Here is an 18,264-nt window from a genome sequence, read left to right on the forward strand (position 1 = left end):
ACCGGCGGACCGCACTGCCGAACCCGGACGGGTGGCAGTGCGGTTCGCCTGCTTGTGCTCTCATATGAGAGTGCCTCTGGCCGCCGATCCCGTGGGGGATGCCCGTGAACTGCACCGCAAGGGCAAGGCGAACGCATCCGCGAACCGCTACCTGACCGCGACCCGCATCCTCCGCCGGGGCCTGGCGGTGCTGGAACGGGCGGACGCGGACCCGGTCGGCCGGCTGGAGGTCCGCATCCGGCTGCTGATCACGCTGTCCTTCTGCCTCGCCGAGACCAACGGCCTGGAGGACGGGTTGCGCCAGTTGGCCGCCGCACGCGCCGAACTGACCGGCCTGCCCGAGGGGCCGCTGCGTGACGAGCTGACCAGCCTCGTCAACGGCGTCCAGGGCTTCCTGCTGTTCCGCGTGGGCCGCATCGAAGAGGGCATCGTCTACGTCGACCTCGACGTCGCCCACCACGAACGCCTCCTGGAGCGCACCAAAGCCGACGGCGGCGACCCGGGCCAGGTCGTGCAGTCCCTCGTCACCACGCTCACCAACCGCGGCAACGCCTACGGCGAGATCCACCGCATCGACGACGCCGTGCGCGACCTCAACCGCGCCGTCCACCTCGCCGCCGAGCACGACCTGCCGCTGCGTGCCGCCATCTGCACCCACGCGCTGGGCAACGTGCTGCGCCTGGCGGGCGACATCCCGCAGGCGCTGCGCCGCTACCAGGAGGCGAACCGGGCGTTCCGCGACCTCGAACCCGGCCTGCTGCTGCGCCTGAACATCGACCAGGCCGAGGCGATGATCAGCGTCGGCCTCGCCGACGAGGCGGGCCGCCTGCTGGACGAGGTCCTGCCCGAGCTGCGCAGGCAGCGCATCGGGCAGGACGTCGCCGAAGCCGAGCTGTACCGGGGCGCCGCCGCCCTCGCCGACGGCGACCTGGTGCTGGCCCGCCGCATGGCGCGCTCCGCGCAACGCCGCCTGGTGCGGCGCGGCAGCCCCGCGTGGGCGGCCGTCGCCGGCCTCATCGAACTGCGCGTCGACAGCACCCGCGCCGTCGAGTCACGCCGCTCCTCGCCGTCCGTGCTCGCCCGCGCCCTCGAACTCGCCGCCCGGCTCAGCGCGCTCAAGCTGCACGACCAGGCCAAGCTCGCCACCGTGCTCGCCGCGCGGGTCGAGGTGCGGCACGGCAACGTCGACCGCGCCGCCGACCTCCTGCGCGGTGTCGCCAACACCCGCCGGTTCGCGCCCATCGACCACCGGATGCTGCTGCGCCTGTGCCGCGCCGAACTCGCGCTCGCCCGCGGCAACAAGCGCGTCGCGCTCGCCCAGGCCAAGGCGGGCCTCGCCGAACTCGGCCGGATGCGCGACCGCATGGGCGGCCTGGAACTCGTCTCCGGCACCGCCCTCCACGGCCGCGAACTCGGCGAACTCGCCGTCCGCCTGGTGCTGGAGGACGGCGACTCGCCCACCGTCGCCAAACGCCTGTTCACCTGGCTGGAACGCACCCGCGCCCAGCTCTACCGCTACGACCCCGTCGAGTCCACAACGGACACCGCGCTCCGCGAGAAGATCGCCGAGGTGCGGCAGCTCAGCCGCGCCCTGCTGCGCGCCCGCCTCGACGGACTGCCCACCGCCAAGCTGGAGGAACGCCTCGCCGCCAGCCAGCGCGACGCCATGCGCCTGGGCTGGAGCGAGAGCCCGTGGGGCAGGCCCCGCCCCGTCGCCACCGCCGACGAGGTGATGGCCCGCCTCGGCGACCGCGCCATGGTCAGCTTCGCCGCGTCCGGCGAAGAACTCGTCGCCGTCGTCCTGGCCGGCGGGCGGGTCCGCATGAAGCGGCTCGGCTCCGCCGACGAGGCCACCGAACGCGCCCGCCGCCTGCACGCCGACCTCAACGCCCTCGCGCCCGACCACCTGCCGCCACCGCTGGCCGAGGTCATCTCCGCCTCCGCGCGCCGCGAGGCCGAGAAGCTCGACCAGTTCCTGCTGGGACCCCTCGCGCCGATGATCGGTGACCGGGAACTCGTCGTCGTGCCCACCGGCGCGCTCCACGTCGTCCCCTGGGGCGTGCTGCCGACGTGCGCCAACCGGCCCACCACCGCCGTGCCGTCGGCCACGTCCTGGCTGTCCACCACCCGCGCCGACCGCGAACCCGTCAGCGGCGTCCTCCTCGTCCGCGGCCCCGACCTCCAGGCGGCGCAGGGCGAGATCGACCGCCTCGCCGGCTACCACCGCGACGCCAAGACCCTCGACGAGGTCGACGCCAAGGTGGACGTCGTCCTCGAAGCCCTCGACGGCGTCGAACTCGCCCACATCGCCGCCCACGGCGAGCACGAACCCGAGAACGCCCTGTTCTCCCGCCTCGAACTCGTCGACGGAGCGTTGTTCGCCCACGAGATCGGCAGCGTCCGCCACCCACCCCGGCAGGTCGTGCTCGCCGCCTGCGAACTCGCCCTCAACCGCGTCCGGCCCGGTGACGAACCGCTCGGGTTCGCCGGGGCGCTCCTCGCGAACGGCGCGCGCACCGTCATCGCCGCGTCCAGCCGCGTCGGCGACACGCCGTCCGCCGAAGCCATGGCCGACTTCCACCACAACCTCGCCGCGGGCGCGTCACCCGCCGTCGCCCTCGCCGAAGCGATCGCCGTCGACCCGCTGCGCCGGCCGTTCGTCTGCCTCGGCTCGGGCTGACCGGCTCAGTCCTTGCCGCGGTCCTGGCCGCTCATGCGCACGATGACCGCCACGCGGTCGTCGCTGGACACCGGCGCACCACCCGGGTCCTTGTTCACGGTGCCGATCAACGCCGTGTTGTCGTCCACCATGACCATCGCGCCCACCCGCCCGAAACCGGTCTCCTTGTCCAGGTACGGCTCCGGCTTGCCGGTGAAGCTCCCGTCCGGGCTCATCGGCATCACCTGCGTGCCCGCGGTCTTCGCCGTGCCGACCCACATCACGTCCGACAGCGACGCGCAGCCGGTCACCCCCGGCTTGTCCGGCCACGACCACGCCGGGTCGCCCAGCGGCTTACCACCCTCCACCCGGTACAGCAGGTCCGCCGACGCGCCCACGTCCGTCACCCACGTCTTCGTGCCGTCACCCGACACGCACAACCCGGACGGCGCGCGCAGCCCCGACGACAGCACCCGCGAACCCGCGGTCGGGTTGCCGCGTGCCGGCTGCCCCGCCGAGTCGATGCGCAACACCTTGCCCGCCAACGACTCCGGGTCGGCCGCCGCCGCCGGGTCGCCCGCGTCGCCGGTCGCCACCAGCAACGCGCCCGTCCGGTCGTAGGCCAGCGAACCGCGGTTGTTCGACGGTCCCTTCGGGATGCCCGTCAACACCGCCTTCGGCACGTCACCCGGCGCGATCCGCACCACCCGGTTGTCCGTCGCCGTCGTCAGGTAGACGTACACCAACTGGTCTTCCGGGTACGTCGGCGACAACGTCAACGACGTCAGGCCACCGTCACCCGACGCGTCCACGTCGAACGTGTGCACCACCACCGGGTCCACGTCCTTCGTCACCCGCACCAGCCGGCCCGTGGTCCGCTCCGTCGCCAGCGCCGTCACCGCGCCCGTCGTCTGGTTCACGTCCGTCATCGCCACACCCGACACCGGCGACAGGCACGTGCCCACCACGGCCGGGCTGAAGTCCTTGCAGCCCTGCGGCGGCGGCACCGGCGTCGGCGACTGCCCCGGCTGCTGGCCCTGCGCCGGGCCCTTCGGCATCTCGCCCGGCAGCTCCGGCTTCGGGCCCGCCTGCGGCGTCAGCTGCGGCGCGGCGCTCCACCCGGTCGGCGCGGGCTGCTCCGGGAAGCTCGCGCAGCCGACGGCCAGCAGGCCGACGGCGGAGCCGATCAGCAGTCCACGGAGACGACGCACGACGCCCAGGCTAGGCGCGCCGCCGTGAACGTGAGGTGAGCAGGTCCGCCACCGCCCGCTCCACCCCGCGTGCCCGGACCAGCAGCAGCGCCAACTCCTCCGCCACCGCCCGCGGGTTCTCCAGCGGCAGGAAGTGCGTGTTCGGCAGCACCCGCACGCGTGCCTGCGGCAACCCCGCCACCGCGCCCAGCGACCAGCGCGGCGACGGCAGGTCGAACCGGCCCGCCAGCACCGTTGTGGGGCACGTCACGCCCGTCAGGTCCGGGCGCGGCGGTGCGTCGTCCAGCGCCGACGCCAGCGCGCAGTACCAGCCCCAGTCGTGCCCCGCGAACCGGCGCACCACGTCCACCGGCGACAACGACACGTCCGGCACCTTCACCCGGTGCAGCAGCGGACCCGCCAACCGCAACGCCGTCGCCGCCGACACGCCCACCAGCCGCCGCACACCGGCGGGCAGCGCCGCGAACGGGTCGCCCGCCACCAGCAGCAGCCCCGAGACCCGCGCCGGGTGCCGCACCGCCAGCTCCGCCGCCACCGGCACGCCCAGCGACCAGCCCGCCACCACGCACCGCTCCACACCGCCGTCGTCCAGCACGGCCAGCGCGTCCGCCACGTGGTCCGCCAACGCCACGCGCGGGCCCTCCCGCGGGCGCCAGGTGTGCACGCGCGCGGGCAGCCCGTCCCGCACCTCGGGCACCGCGCCCAAACCCGGGCCCAGCAACACGTCCGGGCCCGTGCCCGTGCGACCCGACCGGATCCGCGTGCCGTCCGCGGAGACCACGTCACGCTCCCGCATGGTCCGACAGTGTGCCGTAGCGTGCGGGTGTGACGCTTACCGTGCTGGTCCCCGACGAACTCGGCGTCCGCGCCCTGGCCGACATCCCCGGTGTGCGCGCGGTCCACTACTCGCCCGCCGACAGCGAGCTGCCGCCCGGCGCCGAGGACGCCGAAGTGCTGGTACCCAAGTTCTTGCAGAGCACGGACCCCCGCGCGTTCTACGCCCGGCTGCCCAAGCTGCGCCTCGTGCAGCTGCTCAGCGCCGGTGCCGAGCGGTTCATCGGAACAGTGCCCGATGGGGTGATGCTGTCCACGTGCCGCGGCGCGCACGGCGGCAGCACCGCCGAGTGGGCCATCGGCGCGTTGCTCACCCTGTACCGCGACTTCCCGGCGTTCGAACGGGCCCGGGTGGAGCGGCGCTGGGCCTACCACGCGACGGACACGTTGCAGGGCAAGAAGGTCCTCGTCGTCGGGGCGGGCGACCTCGGCGAGCAGTTCCGGCGGCGGCTGGAGCCGTTCGACGCCACCGCCACCCTCGTCGCGCGCACCGCCCGCGACGGCGTGCGTGGTTTCGAGGAACTGCCCGACCTGCTCGGCGACCACGACGCGGTCCTGCTCTTCGTCCCGCTCACCGCCGCCACCGAGGGCATGGTGGACGCCGCGTTCCTGTCCCGCATGAAGGACGGGGCGATCCTCGTGAACGCCGCGCGGGGCGCCGTCGTGGACACCGGGGCGTTGCTGGCGGAACTGACGACGGGCCGCCTGCGTGCCGCCCTGGACGTGACCGACCCCGAGCCGCTGCCCGCCGACCATCCACTGTGGAGCGCGCCGGGGTTGTTCCTGACGCCGCACGTGGCCGGGTCGTGTGCCGGGCAGGGGGAGCGCGCGTACGCCGTCGTGGCCGACGAGGTGGCCCGGTTCGCGCGCGGGGAGGAGCCGCGCAACCTGGTGCGTGGCGAGTATTGAGCCGTTCGGCGTAGTGGAGGGGGCTGCACGGACGCTCGCGCTCGTCCGCCGAACCTCCTAGCGTGCGGGTGCGTGACCAGTCACGACGTGGGCGGCGCCCACCACTTCGACGACAGCTACGGCCGGGGTACCACGCCGTTCAGCGCGGCGAGCCCGTTCGACCGGGACACGAACACGTTCGACACGTCCGGGTTCGCGCCGGTGCCTGTGGACGAGCCCGTCGAGCGGCGGCCGTTCCGGTGGACGGGCAGCGCCGACCTGGGGTTGCTGGTGTTGCGGGTGGCGCTGGGCGGCGTGTTCCTGGGGCACGGGGCGCAGAAGGTCTTCGGCGTCTTCGGTGGTCCGGGCATCGACGGTTTCGCCGCCGAGCTGGAGGCGCTGGGGTACCGGTCGGCGGGGGTGTTCGCGTGGGTGGTGGGGATCACCGAGCTGGCGGGCGGCGGTCTGCTGGTGCTGGGCCTGTTCACCCCGCTGGCCGCGGCCGGGGTGCTCGGCGTGATGGCGAACGTGGTGGCGATCAGGTACGGCGGGCAGCTGATCCCGCCTGACGGGGCGCGCCGTTTCCTGAACCCGGACGGGGTGGAGCAACAGGTCGCCTACGCGGCCATGGCCTTCGCCCTCCTGTTCGCCGGCCCGGGCCGAGCGTCCCTGGACAACAACCGCCCCTGGTTCCGCCGCCCCCTGCTGAGCGGCATCCTCTGCTTCCTGCTGACAGCCGGCGCAACCGCAACGACCCTCCTCCTCTTCCGCTAACCCCACCTCCCCGTTCCCGACCTTCCCGTTCCCGTCCACCCCGCACCCTGCCGCTCCGCCCTCCGCTCCTGCCGCTCCGCCTCCCGCCCCACGCGGCATCCCGCCCTCCATCCGCCCCCACTGGCCCCGCTTGCCGCTACGTCTGCCCCGCCAGCCGCCACCGGTCCACGCCGCCGCTTCCCGCCCCACCGCCGATTCCCCTCGCCGCTGGCTCCGCCCCCCGCTGGCTCCGCCCCCCGCTGGCTCCGCCCCCCGCTGGCTCTGCCCGCGTGCTCCTGCCCGGTCCCGCGTTCCGCTCCTGCGGCCCGCTTCGCCCCGCGACGCGTGTCGCCTCCCACCGCACCGCTCCCAGCGCGTGGGCATCCGCAGCTGCCTCTCCAACCAAGGGCTGTCCCACTCAACGCGCTCATGCCAGCCGGAGCCCGGCCAGGCGGCGGAACGGGCCGCCGAAACCCGGCTCTCCTTCGGCCTTGGCGCCGGGGCTCGACCGACGACCTGCCTCCGAGCCTCCGCGCCGCTCGGGCCGGGCGCGCGAGCAGGACGGCCCGGCCAGGCTCGCGTGGGCTCGCCGGAGCGTGGCTAGGCCGACCTCGTCGGCTGACTGGCCCGCCTAGCCGTCCGCCGAGGGCGGCACCGACTCCACGTACCCGCGCGCCTTCAGGGACCGACCGGTCTTGGCGGTGACCGGCGAGGCCCCTGGGGCTCTGGCCCGGCGAGGCCCGGAGGGGGCCTGCGGAGGCGACTGGTGTGGACCGGGGGCCTGGGTGGCGATGGGACGCCCGCCGTGGCCGCGCTCCTTGTTTACGGCAACGTAATCATCCCGTGATATATGCCCGAAAACCGTCCCCCACCAGGGCGAACTTATAGTCGCACAAAGCTCGGGAAACCCGAAGCAAAAAAGAAGACCACCCCGTCCAGAGTGGTGTATGTCGCTGAACGGGGTGATCTTCAGGACCCAGCTACCGGTTCACGTCGCGCACCGCGCCCATCGACGCGTCAGTGGCCAGCAGCGCGTAAGCCCGCAGGGCGGCTGTCACCGGGCGGACGCGGTCGGTGGGTTGCCAGGGGCGCTCGGACGCCTCCATCTTGGCCCTTCGCTCGGCCAGCACCTCGTCCGACACCAGTAGTTCCAGCTTGCGCTCGTGCACGTCGACCAGAATCCGGTCCCCGTCCTCCACCAACCCGATCACACCGCCACCGGCGGCTTCGGGGGAGACGTGACCGATGGACAGGCCCGACGTCCCGCCGGAAAAGCGGCCGTCGGTGATGAGGGCGCATTTCTTGCCCAGTCCGGCACCCTTCAAGAACGCCGTCGGGTGCAGCATTTCCTGCATTCCCGGACCACCCGCCGGGCCTTCGTAACGCACGACCAGGACATCACCCGGCTGGATTTCCTTGTTCAGGATCACCGAAACGGCCTGCTCCTGCGATTCCACGACGCGAGCCGGCCCCTCGAACCGCCACAGCTCCTCGTCCACCCCGGCGGCCTTGATGACGGCTCCGCGCTCGGCCAGGTTGCCGTGCAGGACGGCCAGCCCGCCGTCCTTCGTGTACGCGTGCTCGACGTCCCGGATGCACCCACCGGCGGCATCGGTGTCGAGTTTCGACCAGCGGTTGGTGGTCGAGAACGCCTGCGTCGTGCGGACACCGCCGGGCGCCGCGTGGAACAGCTCGACGGCCCGGTCGGACGGCTCGGCCGCGCGGACGTCCCACGCCGACAGCCACGACGCCAGGTCCGGCGAGTGCACGGACCGGACGTCCTCGTTGAGCAGCCCGCCCCGCCACAGCTCACCGAGCAGCGCGGGGATGCCGCCGGCCCGGTGCACGTCCTCCATGTGGTAGTCCGAGTTCGGCGAGACCTTCGACAGGCACGGCACGCGCCTGCTCACCGCGTCGATGTCGGCGAGCGTGAAATCGATCTCGCCCTCCCGCGCGGCGGCGAGGATGTGCAGGACCGTGTTGGTCGAGCCGCCCATCGCCATGTCCAGCGCCATCGCGTTCTCGAACGCCGCGCGGTTCGCGATGGACCGCGGCAGGACCGACTCGTCGTCCTCCCCGTAGTACCGCCGGCACAGCTCCACGACGGTCCGGCCGGCCTCCGCGAACAGCTCCCGCCGCGCGGCGTGCGTCGCGAGCGTCGAGCCGTTGCCGGGCAGCGCCAGGCCGAGCGCCTCGGTGAGGCAGTTCATCGAGTTCGCGGTGAACATGCCGGAGCACGACCCGCACGTCGGGCACGCCGACCGCTCCACGGTGGCCAGGCCCTCGTCGTCCACCTGCGGGGACGCGGACGCCGCGATGGCCGTGATCAGGTCGGTCGGCGCGACGGCCACACCGTCCACCACGACGGCCTTGCCGGCTTCCATCGGCCCGCCGGACACGAACACCACGGGGATGTTCAGGCGCATGGCGGCGTTCAACATGCCGGGGGTGATCTTGTCGCAGTTGGAGATGCACACGATCGCGTCCGCCTGGTGGGCGTTGACCATGTACTCCACGGAGTCGGCGATGATCTCGCGCGACGGCAGCGAGTACAGCATCCCGCTGTGCCCCATGGCGATGCCGTCGTCCACGGCGATGGTGTGGAACTCACGCGGCACGCCGCCCGCCTCGCGCACGGCCTCCGCCACGATGTCGCCGAGGTCGCGGAGGTGCACGTGGCCCGGCACGAACTGCGTGTACGAGTTGGCGATGGCCACGATCGGCTTGCCGAAATCACCGTCGGTCATGCCGGTCGCACGCCACAGGGCGCGGGCACCGGCGGCGTTGCGGCCGTGGGTCGTCGTGCGGGAACGGAGCGGTGGCACGGCTCCTCCAGTCTCTCAATGCTGTGTCGCGAAAAGGCACGTGGTGGGTGCCGTGAGTCCGGGAGCGGTGCTTGAGAGGCTACTCTTCCCGCATCGCCGCCGTTACCAGCACACCCGCCAGTGCGAGTGTGATGACGTGCACGACCGTGCACCACGGGCAGATCTTGCCGATGAGCACGAACTCGGCCGCCACCAGGTACACCACGAACAGCACCCCGACGCCCACCGCGCCCAGCCGCACCCAGCGCAGCCGGCGGTCACGCCACGCCACGGGCAGGCACACGAGCGTCAGGAACGCGAAGAACGCGAGGCCGAGGATGGCCACCGGGATGCCGAGGAACACCGACTGCTCACTGGTGGTGACCGTGCCGCAGTCGAGGATCTCGCCCTCGGCGCACAGCAACGCGTCCGCCGAGAAGTGGGCGACGGTCAGGTAGGCGGAGACCGCGAGGCCCGCCACCGACAGCACCAGGCTGACGACGGGCGCCCAGCGGGGCCGGGTGTGCGAAGTCACTCCGCCGACTCTACGGACGGCGCCGTCGCCTCCGGGGCAGGCGTGGCGGTGGCCTTCGGGCCGGGTTCGGCGGTGGCCTTCGGGCCAGGCTCGGCGGCGGCCTTCGGGCCGGTGGTCGCCGGGTCCGGCGTGGTGGTCGCCTCGGGGTCCGGCTCGGCGGTGGCCTGCGGATCGGGCGTGGTGGCCTTCGGGTCGGGCACGCGGCCACCGCTCACCGCGGCCAGCGCGGACAGGTGACCGGCCCGGACGGCGGGCAGGCGCACCAGCTCGTCGTCCGCCAGCACGGCGCTCAGCCACCCCTTGGGCACGACCTTGATCGCCCGCACGTCGTCCCACGCCACGACCCGCTTGCGGAACGTGCCGCGGGCCGCGATCCGCTCCCGGTCCACCGTGGTCCGGTTGCGCAGCACCCACACCGCGAAACCCGCGGGCAGCAGGTACACGGCCTGGAGACCGGGCGCGGCCCACGCGAACGGCGTCGCGCAGATCGCGATGACACCGGCCGCGATCAGCGCCGGCGAGGGGATCCGGAAGATGAGTTTCTCCACGTCCAGGCATGGTGCCACCGGTGCGCGGGGGCTTCCCGGGCGGGCCGGCTTCACCCGGTCGAGGCGTCCACCATCCGGGAGTGCCGTCCCGCACAGTTGACGCCCCTCCGGTTTGACGGTTAACGTCACCGCCATGCAGCGCACCCTCGTCCTCGTACTTCCCAGGCGCGTCGACGCCTAGGCGGTACCAAGCTGCGTCGACGCGCGACCCTCGTCCGACCCGTACGGGTTGGCGGGGGTTTTTTCGTGCCCGGACCGTGCATTCTCCACACCCACGAGGCAGACAGATGACCAGCGCAACCTCGCGACCGGCTCCCGGTGAGCCGCCGTCGCCCCGCCCTGGACCGCGGCCGAAACCGGCCCCGCCGAGCGGCGCCCCGATCCGCGTGACCGGCGCCCAGTCCCTCGTCCGCTCGCTCGAAGCGGTCGGCTGCGAGGTGGTCTTCGGCATTCCCGGCGGCACGATCCTGCCTGCGTACGACCCCCTCCTCGACTCCACGAAGGTGCGCCACGTGCTGGTGCGCCACGAGCAGGGCGCGGGTCACGCCGCGACCGGCTACGCCCAGGCCACCGGCCGGGTCGGCGTGTGCATGGCGACGTCCGGCCCCGGCGCGACGAACCTGGTGACGCCGCTCGCGGACGCCAACATGGACTCGGTGCCGGTGGTCGCGATCACCGGCCAGCAGTCCCGCCCGCTGATCGGCACCGACGCGTTCCAGGAAGCGGACATCTGCGGCATCACGATGCCGATCACCAAGCACAACTTCCTGGTCACGGACGCGGCGGACATCCCGCGGGCGATCGCCGAGGCGTTCCACCTGGCGGCCACCGGGCGGCCCGGCCCCGTCCTGGTGGACATCCCCAAGGACGTGCTCCAGGAGATGACCTCCTTCTCCTGGCCGCCGGAGCTGCGCCTGCCCGGCTACCGCCCGACCACCCGGCCGCACGGCAAGCAGGTGCGCGAGGCGGCGAAGCTGATCGCCGCCGCACGGCGACCCGTCCTGTACGTGGGTGGCGGCGTGATCAAGGCGAACGCGTCGGAGGAGCTGCTGCGCCTGGCCGAGGACACCGGCATCCCGGTCGTCACGACGCTGATGGCGCGTGGCGCGTTCCCCGACTCGCACCGCCAGCACCTGGGTATGCCCGGTATGCACGGCACGGTCGCCGCGGTGGCCGCGATGCAGAAGGCGGACCTGCTGGTGGCGCTGGGCGCGCGGTTCGACGACCGGGTCACCGGCCAGCTCTCGTCGTTCGCACCGGACGCGCGGGTGGTGCACGCCGACATCGACCCGGCGGAGATCTCCAAGAACCGCCGCGCGGACGTGCCGATCGTGGGCGACTGCAAGGAGATCATCACCGAGCTGATCGACGCGGTGCGCGCCGAGCGCGAGCACACGAGGCGCGCCACCGACCTCACCGCGTGGTGGGAGCAGCTCGACGCGTTGCGCGGCACGTTCCCGCTGGGCTACGACTGGCCCGACGACGGCACCCTGTCGCCGCAGTACGTCATCGAGCGGATCGGTGCGCTGACCCCGCCGGACACCCTGTACACGGCGGGTGTCGGCCAGCACCAGATGTGGGCGGCGCAGTTCGTGAAGTACGAGCGCCCGCGCACGTGGATCAACTCCGGCGGCCTGGGCACGATGGGTTTCGCGGTGCCCGCGGCGATGGGCGCGAAGGCGGGCGTGCCGGGCGTCCAGGTGTGGGCGATCGACGGCGACGGCTGCTTCCAGATGACCAACCAGGAACTGGCCACCTGCGCCATCGAGAACATCCCGATCAAGGTCGCCGTCATCAACAACGGCAACCTGGGCATGGTCCGCCAGTGGCAGACCCTGTTCTACGGCGAGCGCTACTCCAACACGGACCTGGGCACGCACAAGCACCGCATCCCCGATTTCGTGCTGCTGGCCGAGGCGCTGGGCTGCGCCGGGCTGCGTGCCGAGTCGAAGGAGGAGGTGGACGCGGTGATCGAGCAGGCCATGGCGATCGACGACCGCCCGGTGGTGATCGACTTCGTGGTCGGCAAGGACGCCCAGGTGTGGCCGATGGTCGCGGCGGGCACCGGCAACAGCGAGATCATGGCCGCCCGCGGCATCCGCCCGCTGTTCGACGAGGACGAGTGAGCCCCGTGTACCGAACGAACGAGGACGAGTGAGATGACGAGGCACACCCTGAGCGTCCTGGTCGAGGACAAGCCCGGTGTCCTGGCCAGGGTGGCGGGCCTGTTCTCCCGGCGCGGCTTCAACATCGAGTCGCTCGCCGTCGGCCGCACCGAGCACCCCGACATCTCCCGGATGACCATCGTGGTGTCCGTGGAGGAACTGCCGCTGGAGCAGGTCACCAAGCAGCTCAACAAGCTGATCAACGTGATCAAGATCGTGGAGCTGGAGACGTCCGCGTCGGTCCAGCGCCAGCTGCTGCTGGTGAAGGTCCGCGCCGACGCGACCGTCCGCAGCCAGGTCCTCGAGACCGTGCAGCTGTTCCGCGCGAAGGTCGTCGACGTCTCCCCGGAGGCGGTCACCGTCGAGGCGACCGGCACGTCCGAGAAGCTCGACGCGCTGCTGAGGATGCTGGAGCCGTACGGGCTCCGCGAGATCGTCCAGTCCGGCATGGTCGCCATCGGCCGTGGCGCCCGCTCCATCACCGCGACCGCGGTGCGCTGAAACCGTTGTAGGAAGGAAGTACCACCAGTGAGCGTCGAGATCTTCTACGACGACGATGCCGACCTGAGCGTCATCCAGGGCCGCAAGGTCGCGGTGATCGGCTACGGCAGCCAGGGCCACGCGCACGCGCTGAGCCTCCGCGACTCCGGCGTCGACGTGCGGATCGGTCTCCCCGAGGGCTCGAAGTCCCGCGCCAAGGCCGAGGAGGAGGGCCTGCCGGTCCGCACCCCGGCGGAGGCGGCGGCCGAGGCCGACCTGATCATGGTCCTGGCGCCGGACACCGCGCAGCGGCACATCTACGCCAACGACATCGCCCCGAACCTGAAGGACGGCGACGCGCTGTTCTTCGGCCACGGCTTCAACATCCGCTACGGCCTGATCGAGGCTCCGTCCAACGTGGACGTCGCCATGGTCGCGCCGAAGGGGCCGGGCCACCTGGTGCGGCGGCAGTTCGTGGACGGCAAGGGCGTGCCCGCGCTGATCGCGGTCGAGCAGGACGCCTCGGGCAACGCGCAGGCGCTGGCGCTGAGCTACGCCAAGGGCATCGGCGGCACCCGCGCGGGCGTCATCAAGACGACGTTCAAGGAGGAGACCGAGACCGACCTGTTCGGTGAGCAGGCGGTGCTGTGCGGTGGCGCGTCGGCGCTGGTGCAGGCGGGCTTCGAGGTGCTGACCGAGGCGGGCTACGCGCCCGAGGTCGCCTACTTCGAGTGCCTGCACGAGCTGAAGCTGATCGTCGACCTCATGTACGAGGGCGGCATCGCGCGGATGCGGTACTCCATTTCGGACACCGCCGAGTACGGCGACCTCACCCGCGGCCCGCGCGTCATCACGCCCGCGGTCAAGGAGGAGATGCGAAAGATCCTCGGCGAGATCCAGGACGGCACGTTCGCCACCGAGTGGGTGAACGAGGACGACGCCGGTCGCGGCAACTACAAGAAGCTCCAGCAGGAGGGTGAGCAGCACCCGATCGAGGAGGTCGGCAAGAAGCTGCGCGGCCTCATGTCGTGGGTCGACCGGCCCATCACCGAGACGGCCTGATCCCGTTTCGCAGGACGGAGCCCGCGGTGTTCACCGACGCCGCGGGCTCCGGTATACCTAGCCGCATGAGCGACAGCGCCCCGATCTACGACGACAAGGCCCACGTGCGTGGCAACCTCGACCTGAGCGGCGCGAACTGGATCCGCAGCGACGAGGGCGCGGAGGACGAGGACGAGCACGTCGAGATCGCGTTCGTCGAGCACACGGACGGCGTGACCTACACGGCGATGCGCAACTCCGCCCAACCCGACGGCACGGTGCTGGTGTTCACCCCGGCCGAGTGGGAGGCGTTCATCCTGGGCGTGAAGGACGGCGAGTTCGACGAGCCGTGGTAGCCGCTCAGCGGGTCGCGGTGTCGTCGGGGCGCGCCGCGAGGACACCGCGCCAGTGCTCGGCCGAGCGGACCAGGTCGTCGCTGACGTGCTGGAGGAAGCGGCCCATGTGATCGAGCCGCGTGCCGGCGGGCGTGGACGCGCCGAGCCTGCGCGCACCGGCCCGGCAGGCGGCGGCGATCTCGGCGTCGATGCGTGAACCGACCGTGATGGCCTGGAACCACGCGTCGTCGTGGACGGCGTAGCGCTCCGCGCGGCCTCGTGGGTCGCGGTCGCGGTGGAGCACCCCGATCGCCTCCAGGTAGTTGACCGCCTTGGAGACGGAGGCCGGGCTGACGCGCAGGCGTCGCACGAGTTCGGCCGAGGTGAGGCTCCCGCTGTCGGTGGTGAGGAGCGCGGCGAGCACCCGTGCCGCCATCCTCGGCAACCCGGTCCGCGTGAACAGCTCAGCGCTGTGCGCGGCCACGCCGTGCACGACCCGCGGGTCGCGACCGCCGAAGCCGGCGCGGTCCGCCGGCACCGGTGCGGCGCCGGTGCGCCGCTCGGTGCGCGTGCCCGCCCGGTGGGCGAGGTCCGCGCGGTAGTCGTTCGGCCCGCCGTTGCGCATCACCTCGCGGGTGACGGTCGAGGTCGGCCGGCCGATGCGGCGGCCGATCGCGGCGTAGGTGAGCCCGTCGCGCAACCCGGCGGCGATCTGCCGCCGGTCCTGCTGGGTCAGCCGCTCCCCGGGCATCCGCACTCCTCCACGTCGTGATCTCACGCAACGCGATCATTGCATTAGCGCACAGCACCGCGCAACGAATTCCGGCCGTTGAGCTGCCGAAACATGCGTTGCTTCAAGAAAGTCTGATTGACCGCCCGGTGTATGCAACATAACTTTCGCGGTGTTGGAAAGGCATCGGAGCAACAAGGGGGCGGACATGATCGACGTGCGGCGGGTGCTGGACGAGGCGGTGGCCGAGTTCGGCGTACCGGGCATCGTGGCGGAGGTCGCGGACGGCGACCGGACCTGGTTCGGCACCGCCGGCGTGGCCGACCTCGGCACCGGCGCGCCGCGGCGGCGGGGCGAGCACGCGCAGGTCGGCAGTGGCGGCAAGGCGTTCACGGCCGCGGTGCTGCTGGGCCTGGAGGCCGAGGGCCGGCTGAGCGTCGACGACCCGGTGCACACGTGGCTGCCGGGCGTGCTCGACGTCAACGGCTACGACGGCGACAAGATCACCATCGCGCACCTGCTCGGCAACACCGCCGGCCTGCACCCCACGGGTCTGGCGCCGGAGATCACCCGCCGCTACGCGACCCGGGCCGCCTTCCAGGAGCACCGCTTCGCGGCGTTCACCGCGGAGGAGCTGTTCCGGATCACGGTGTCTCGCCCGCCGGTCGGCGCGCCCGGCGAGCGCTTCGTGTACGCCAACGGCGGCTTCTACCTCGCCGAGGCGATCATCGAGAAGGTCACGGGCCACAGCTTCGCCGAGGAGGTCGAGCGCCGCGTGGTCGAACCGCTCGGCCTCACCGACACCTACGTGCGCTCCGCCGGGGACGTGCGCCTGCGCGAGCCGCACGCGCGCGGGTACTCCTGGCAGTTCTTCGTGGACGGCACCGACGTCGCCGCGGTCACCCCGGACAACTGGGCGTCGTTCATGGAGGACCCCGGGCTCGAACCGCTCGACGTCACCGAGTTCGACACCTCGTGGCTCCCCGCGAACATCGTCTCCACCACCGGCGACATGATCCGCGTGGTGGGCGCGCTGGCCGGCGGCGACCTGCTGCCGCCCGCCCAGCACCGCCGGATGTGGACCACGGTGACCACCGAGGGCGCCGGCTGGCTGCCGCACACCCGGTACGGCCTGGGCCTGCTGGAGTTCGACCGCGCGGTCACCGACGGCCGGGTGCTGCGCGGCGTGGGCGGCAGCTACTGGGGGACCATGTTCTTCACGGTGGCCGACCCCGAGCGCGGGCGGACCATCTCCGTCCACACCAACACCGAGCTGCGGTCCTGGGAGGTCGTCCGCCGGCTGTTCGCGGCGGGGTTCGGCGTTCCGCTCGGCGGATGAGGCCGGTGGCCGCCCCCTCCCGGACCGGTGAAGCAGGACGCTCGTACCGGAAACCAGCAGGTGGGACAGGGCACCCGGGTGGCGGGACGCGTCGCCCCGCCGACTATGCTCGTTAACAACCCGGACACATCGCCGTGGCCGGCCGCGCGGGTCTCGGCTCGCTGTGACGGCCCCGCGCTCCCCACCCGTTCGCAGACCCCCGGGAGCACGTCCGTGACCAAGCCCGTTGTCTTGATCGCCGAGAAGCTAGCCCCGTCCGTGCTCGACGTCTTCGGCGAGGACATCGACGTGCGCCACGTCGACGGCACCGACCGCCCGGCGCTGCTCGCGGCCGTGGCCGACGCCGACGCGCTGCTGGTCCGCTCCGCGACCAAGGTGGACCGCGAGGTGTTCGCGGCCACCACGAAGCTCAAGGTCGTCGCCCGCGCGGGCGTCGGGCTGGACAACGTCGAGGTGCCCGCCGCGACCGAGCGGGGCGTCATGGTGGTCAACGCGCCGACGTCCAACATCGTCAGCGCCGCCGAGCACGCGGTGGCCCTGCTGCTCGCCGCGGCCCGCCAGATCCCGCAGGCGCACGCCACTCTCCAGAACCACGAGTGGAAGCGCAGCAAGTTCAACGGCGTCGAGATCAACGGCAAGACCGTCGGCGTGGTCGGCCTCGGCAAGATCGGCCAGCTGTTCGCCGCGCGCCTGGCCGCGTTCGGCACCACGCTCATCGCCTACGACCCGTACGTCAGCCCGCAGCGCGCGGCGCAGCTCGGCATCGAGCTGGTGACGCTGGAGGAGCTGCTGGAGCGCGCCGACGCGATCTCCATCCACTTGCCGAAGACGCCCGAGACCAAGGGACTGATCGGGGCGGAGCAGCTCGCGAAGGTCAAGCCCGGCGTGCTCGTCGTGAACGCCGCGCGTGGCGGCCTGATCGACGAGGAAGCGCTCGCCGAGGCCCTCAAGGAGGGCCGGGTGGGCGCCGCCGGCATCGACGTGTTCAGCACCGAGCCGACCACCGAGAGCCCGCTGTTCGGCCTGCCGAACGTGGTCGTCACCCCGCACCTGGGCGCGTCCACCGCCGAGGCGCAGGACCGCGCGGGCACGGACGTCGCGAAGTCCGTGCTGCTCGCGCTGCGCGGCGACTTCGTGCCCGACGCGGTGAACGTGCAGGGCGGCGGCGTGGTCGGCGAGGAGGTCCGCCCCTACCTGCCGCTGGTGCAGAAGCTGGGCGCGGTCGTGGCGGCGTTGTCGGCGAAGGCGCCGACGAGCGTGACGGTCGAGGTGCGTGGCGAGCTGTCCAACGAGGACGTCGCGGTGCTGCCGCTGGCCGCGTTGCGCGGCGTGTTCTCCAGCGTGGTGGAGGAGCAGGTGACGTTCGTGAACGCGCCGAGCCTCGCCGCGTCGCTGGGCGTCTCGGTGGACCTGGTGAAGGAGCCGGAGAGCGCGAACCACCGCAGCCTGGTGACGGTGCGCGCGGTGCAGGCCGACGGCGCGGTGATCACCGTGTCCGGCACGCTGAGCGGCCTGGACCAGGTGGAGAAGCTGGTGGGCGTGAACGGTCGCGGGTTCGACCTGCGTGCCGAGGGCAACGTGCTGCTGCTGGAGTACCCGGACCGGCCGGGCGTGATGGGCACCGTGGGCACCCTGCTCGGCGAGGCGGGCGTGAACGTGGAGGCGGCGCAGATCAGCCAGTCCAAGGACGGTGCGGACGCGTACATGCTGCTGCGCGTGGACCGGCCGGTGGACACCGCCGTGCTGAACCCGATCGGCGCGGCCGTGGGCGCCCACACCGCGCGTTCGGTCAACTTCGACTGAGGTCGGCGGACCGGGGCGGCCCACCGGGCCGCCCCGTGCGTGTATTCGCAGGTCTCGGGCGGGGTCGGTGGTTGACCGTTGCTGGCCAAATCTGTTGGTGCCGTCACTCGATCGGTCTAAACGCGAGGGTCGGCGAACC

At 72.4% G+C, this 18,264-nt stretch carries 15 protein-coding genes; 9 read left to right on the plus strand and 6 right to left on the minus strand.

The window, feature by feature from the left end; translation table 11 throughout:
* Nucleotides 1-64: 64 nt before the first annotated feature.
* A complete protein-coding gene (locus tag KZQ38_RS05380) occupies nt 65-2,680 on the plus strand; it encodes a CHAT domain-containing protein (protein ID WP_219438948.1) in 2,616 nt (871 codons plus the stop codon).
* A 5-nt stretch (nt 2,681-2,685) separates the two neighbouring features.
* Here KZQ38_RS05380 and KZQ38_RS05385 read toward each other — a convergent pair whose 3' ends face one another.
* Nucleotides 2,686-3,870: a PQQ-dependent sugar dehydrogenase gene (locus KZQ38_RS05385; protein WP_219438949.1), complete on the minus strand. Its 1,185-nt coding sequence runs from the start codon at nt 3,868-3,870 to the stop codon at nt 2,686-2,688.
* A 10-nt stretch (nt 3,871-3,880) separates the two neighbouring features.
* Nucleotides 3,881-4,666, minus strand: coding sequence for an alpha/beta fold hydrolase (locus KZQ38_RS36910; RefSeq protein WP_308258251.1), 786 nt, complete (start codon nt 4,664-4,666; stop codon nt 3,881-3,883).
* A gap of 29 nt (nt 4,667-4,695) precedes the next feature.
* Here KZQ38_RS36910 and KZQ38_RS05395 point away from each other — a divergent pair, with 29 nt between their 5' ends.
* Together KZQ38_RS05395 and KZQ38_RS05400 are read left to right on the plus strand one after the other, a co-directional pair.
* Nucleotides 4,696-5,613, plus strand: coding sequence for a 2-hydroxyacid dehydrogenase (locus KZQ38_RS05395; protein ID WP_219438951.1), 918 nt, complete (start codon nt 4,696-4,698; stop codon nt 5,611-5,613).
* 72 nt (nt 5,614-5,685) lie between these two features.
* The gene (locus KZQ38_RS05400; protein WP_219438954.1) at nt 5,686-6,366 is read left to right on the plus strand and encodes a DoxX family protein; all 681 of its coding nucleotides are present in this window, start codon (nt 5,686-5,688) and stop codon (nt 6,364-6,366) included.
* Between the two features lie 959 nt (nt 6,367-7,325).
* Here the strand turns inward: KZQ38_RS05400 and ilvD are convergent.
* From ilvD to KZQ38_RS05415, 3 genes are all read right to left on the minus strand, one after another.
* Nucleotides 7,326-9,170, minus strand: coding sequence for a dihydroxy-acid dehydratase (ilvD, locus tag KZQ38_RS05405; protein WP_219438956.1), 1,845 nt, complete (start codon nt 9,168-9,170; stop codon nt 7,326-7,328).
* 79 nt (nt 9,171-9,249) lie between these two features.
* Nucleotides 9,250-9,684: a vitamin K epoxide reductase family protein gene (locus KZQ38_RS05410; RefSeq protein WP_219438957.1), complete on the minus strand. Its 435-nt coding sequence runs from the start codon at nt 9,682-9,684 to the stop codon at nt 9,250-9,252.
* Complete coding sequence (locus KZQ38_RS05415; RefSeq protein WP_219438959.1) at nt 9,681-10,232, minus strand: PH domain-containing protein; 552 nt, start codon at nt 10,230-10,232, stop codon at nt 9,681-9,683. The genes KZQ38_RS05410 and KZQ38_RS05415 overlap by 4 nt, the downstream gene beginning before the upstream one ends.
* A gap of 287 nt (nt 10,233-10,519) precedes the next feature.
* Between KZQ38_RS05415 and KZQ38_RS05420 the strand changes: the two genes are divergently transcribed.
* The 4 genes from KZQ38_RS05420 to KZQ38_RS05435 all read left to right on the plus strand — a co-directional run bounded on the left by KZQ38_RS05420 (nt 10,520) and on the right by KZQ38_RS05435 (nt 14,274).
* The gene (locus KZQ38_RS05420) at nt 10,520-12,358 is read left to right on the plus strand and encodes an acetolactate synthase large subunit (protein WP_257900601.1); all 1,839 of its coding nucleotides are present in this window, start codon (nt 10,520-10,522) and stop codon (nt 12,356-12,358) included.
* A 33-nt stretch (nt 12,359-12,391) separates the two neighbouring features.
* Nucleotides 12,392-12,898, plus strand: a complete 507-nt coding sequence (ilvN, locus tag KZQ38_RS05425; RefSeq protein ID WP_219438961.1) for an acetolactate synthase small subunit — start codon at nt 12,392-12,394, stop codon at nt 12,896-12,898.
* Between the two features lie 27 nt (nt 12,899-12,925).
* On the plus strand, nt 12,926-13,939 hold the full coding sequence (gene ilvC / locus KZQ38_RS05430; RefSeq protein WP_219438963.1) for a ketol-acid reductoisomerase: 1,014 nt from the start codon (nt 12,926-12,928) through the stop codon (nt 13,937-13,939).
* A gap of 65 nt (nt 13,940-14,004) precedes the next feature.
* Entirely contained in the window at nt 14,005-14,274 is a 270-nt protein-coding gene (locus KZQ38_RS05435; protein ID WP_219438964.1) for a DUF397 domain-containing protein, read from the plus strand.
* Nucleotides 14,275-14,278: 4 nt separating this feature from the next.
* Here the strand turns inward: KZQ38_RS05435 and KZQ38_RS05440 are convergent, their stop codons facing one another.
* On the minus strand, nt 14,279-15,004 hold the full coding sequence (locus tag KZQ38_RS05440; protein ID WP_219438966.1) for a GbsR/MarR family transcriptional regulator: 726 nt from the start codon (nt 15,002-15,004) through the stop codon (nt 14,279-14,281).
* A gap of 187 nt (nt 15,005-15,191) precedes the next feature.
* Here KZQ38_RS05440 and KZQ38_RS05445 point away from each other — a divergent pair, with 187 nt between their 5' ends.
* Nucleotides 15,192-16,322: a serine hydrolase domain-containing protein gene (locus KZQ38_RS05445; protein WP_219438968.1), complete on the plus strand. Its 1,131-nt coding sequence runs from the start codon at nt 15,192-15,194 to the stop codon at nt 16,320-16,322.
* Nucleotides 16,323-16,535: 213 nt separating this feature from the next.
* Entirely contained in the window at nt 16,536-18,125 is a 1,590-nt protein-coding gene (serA, locus tag KZQ38_RS05450) for a phosphoglycerate dehydrogenase (RefSeq protein ID WP_219438970.1), read from the plus strand.
* Nucleotides 18,126-18,264: the final 139 nt, after the last annotated feature.

The sequence above is a fragment of the Saccharothrix obliqua genome (assembly GCF_019375475.1).
GTDB lineage: Bacteria > Actinomycetota > Actinomycetes > Mycobacteriales > Pseudonocardiaceae > Actinosynnema > Actinosynnema obliqua.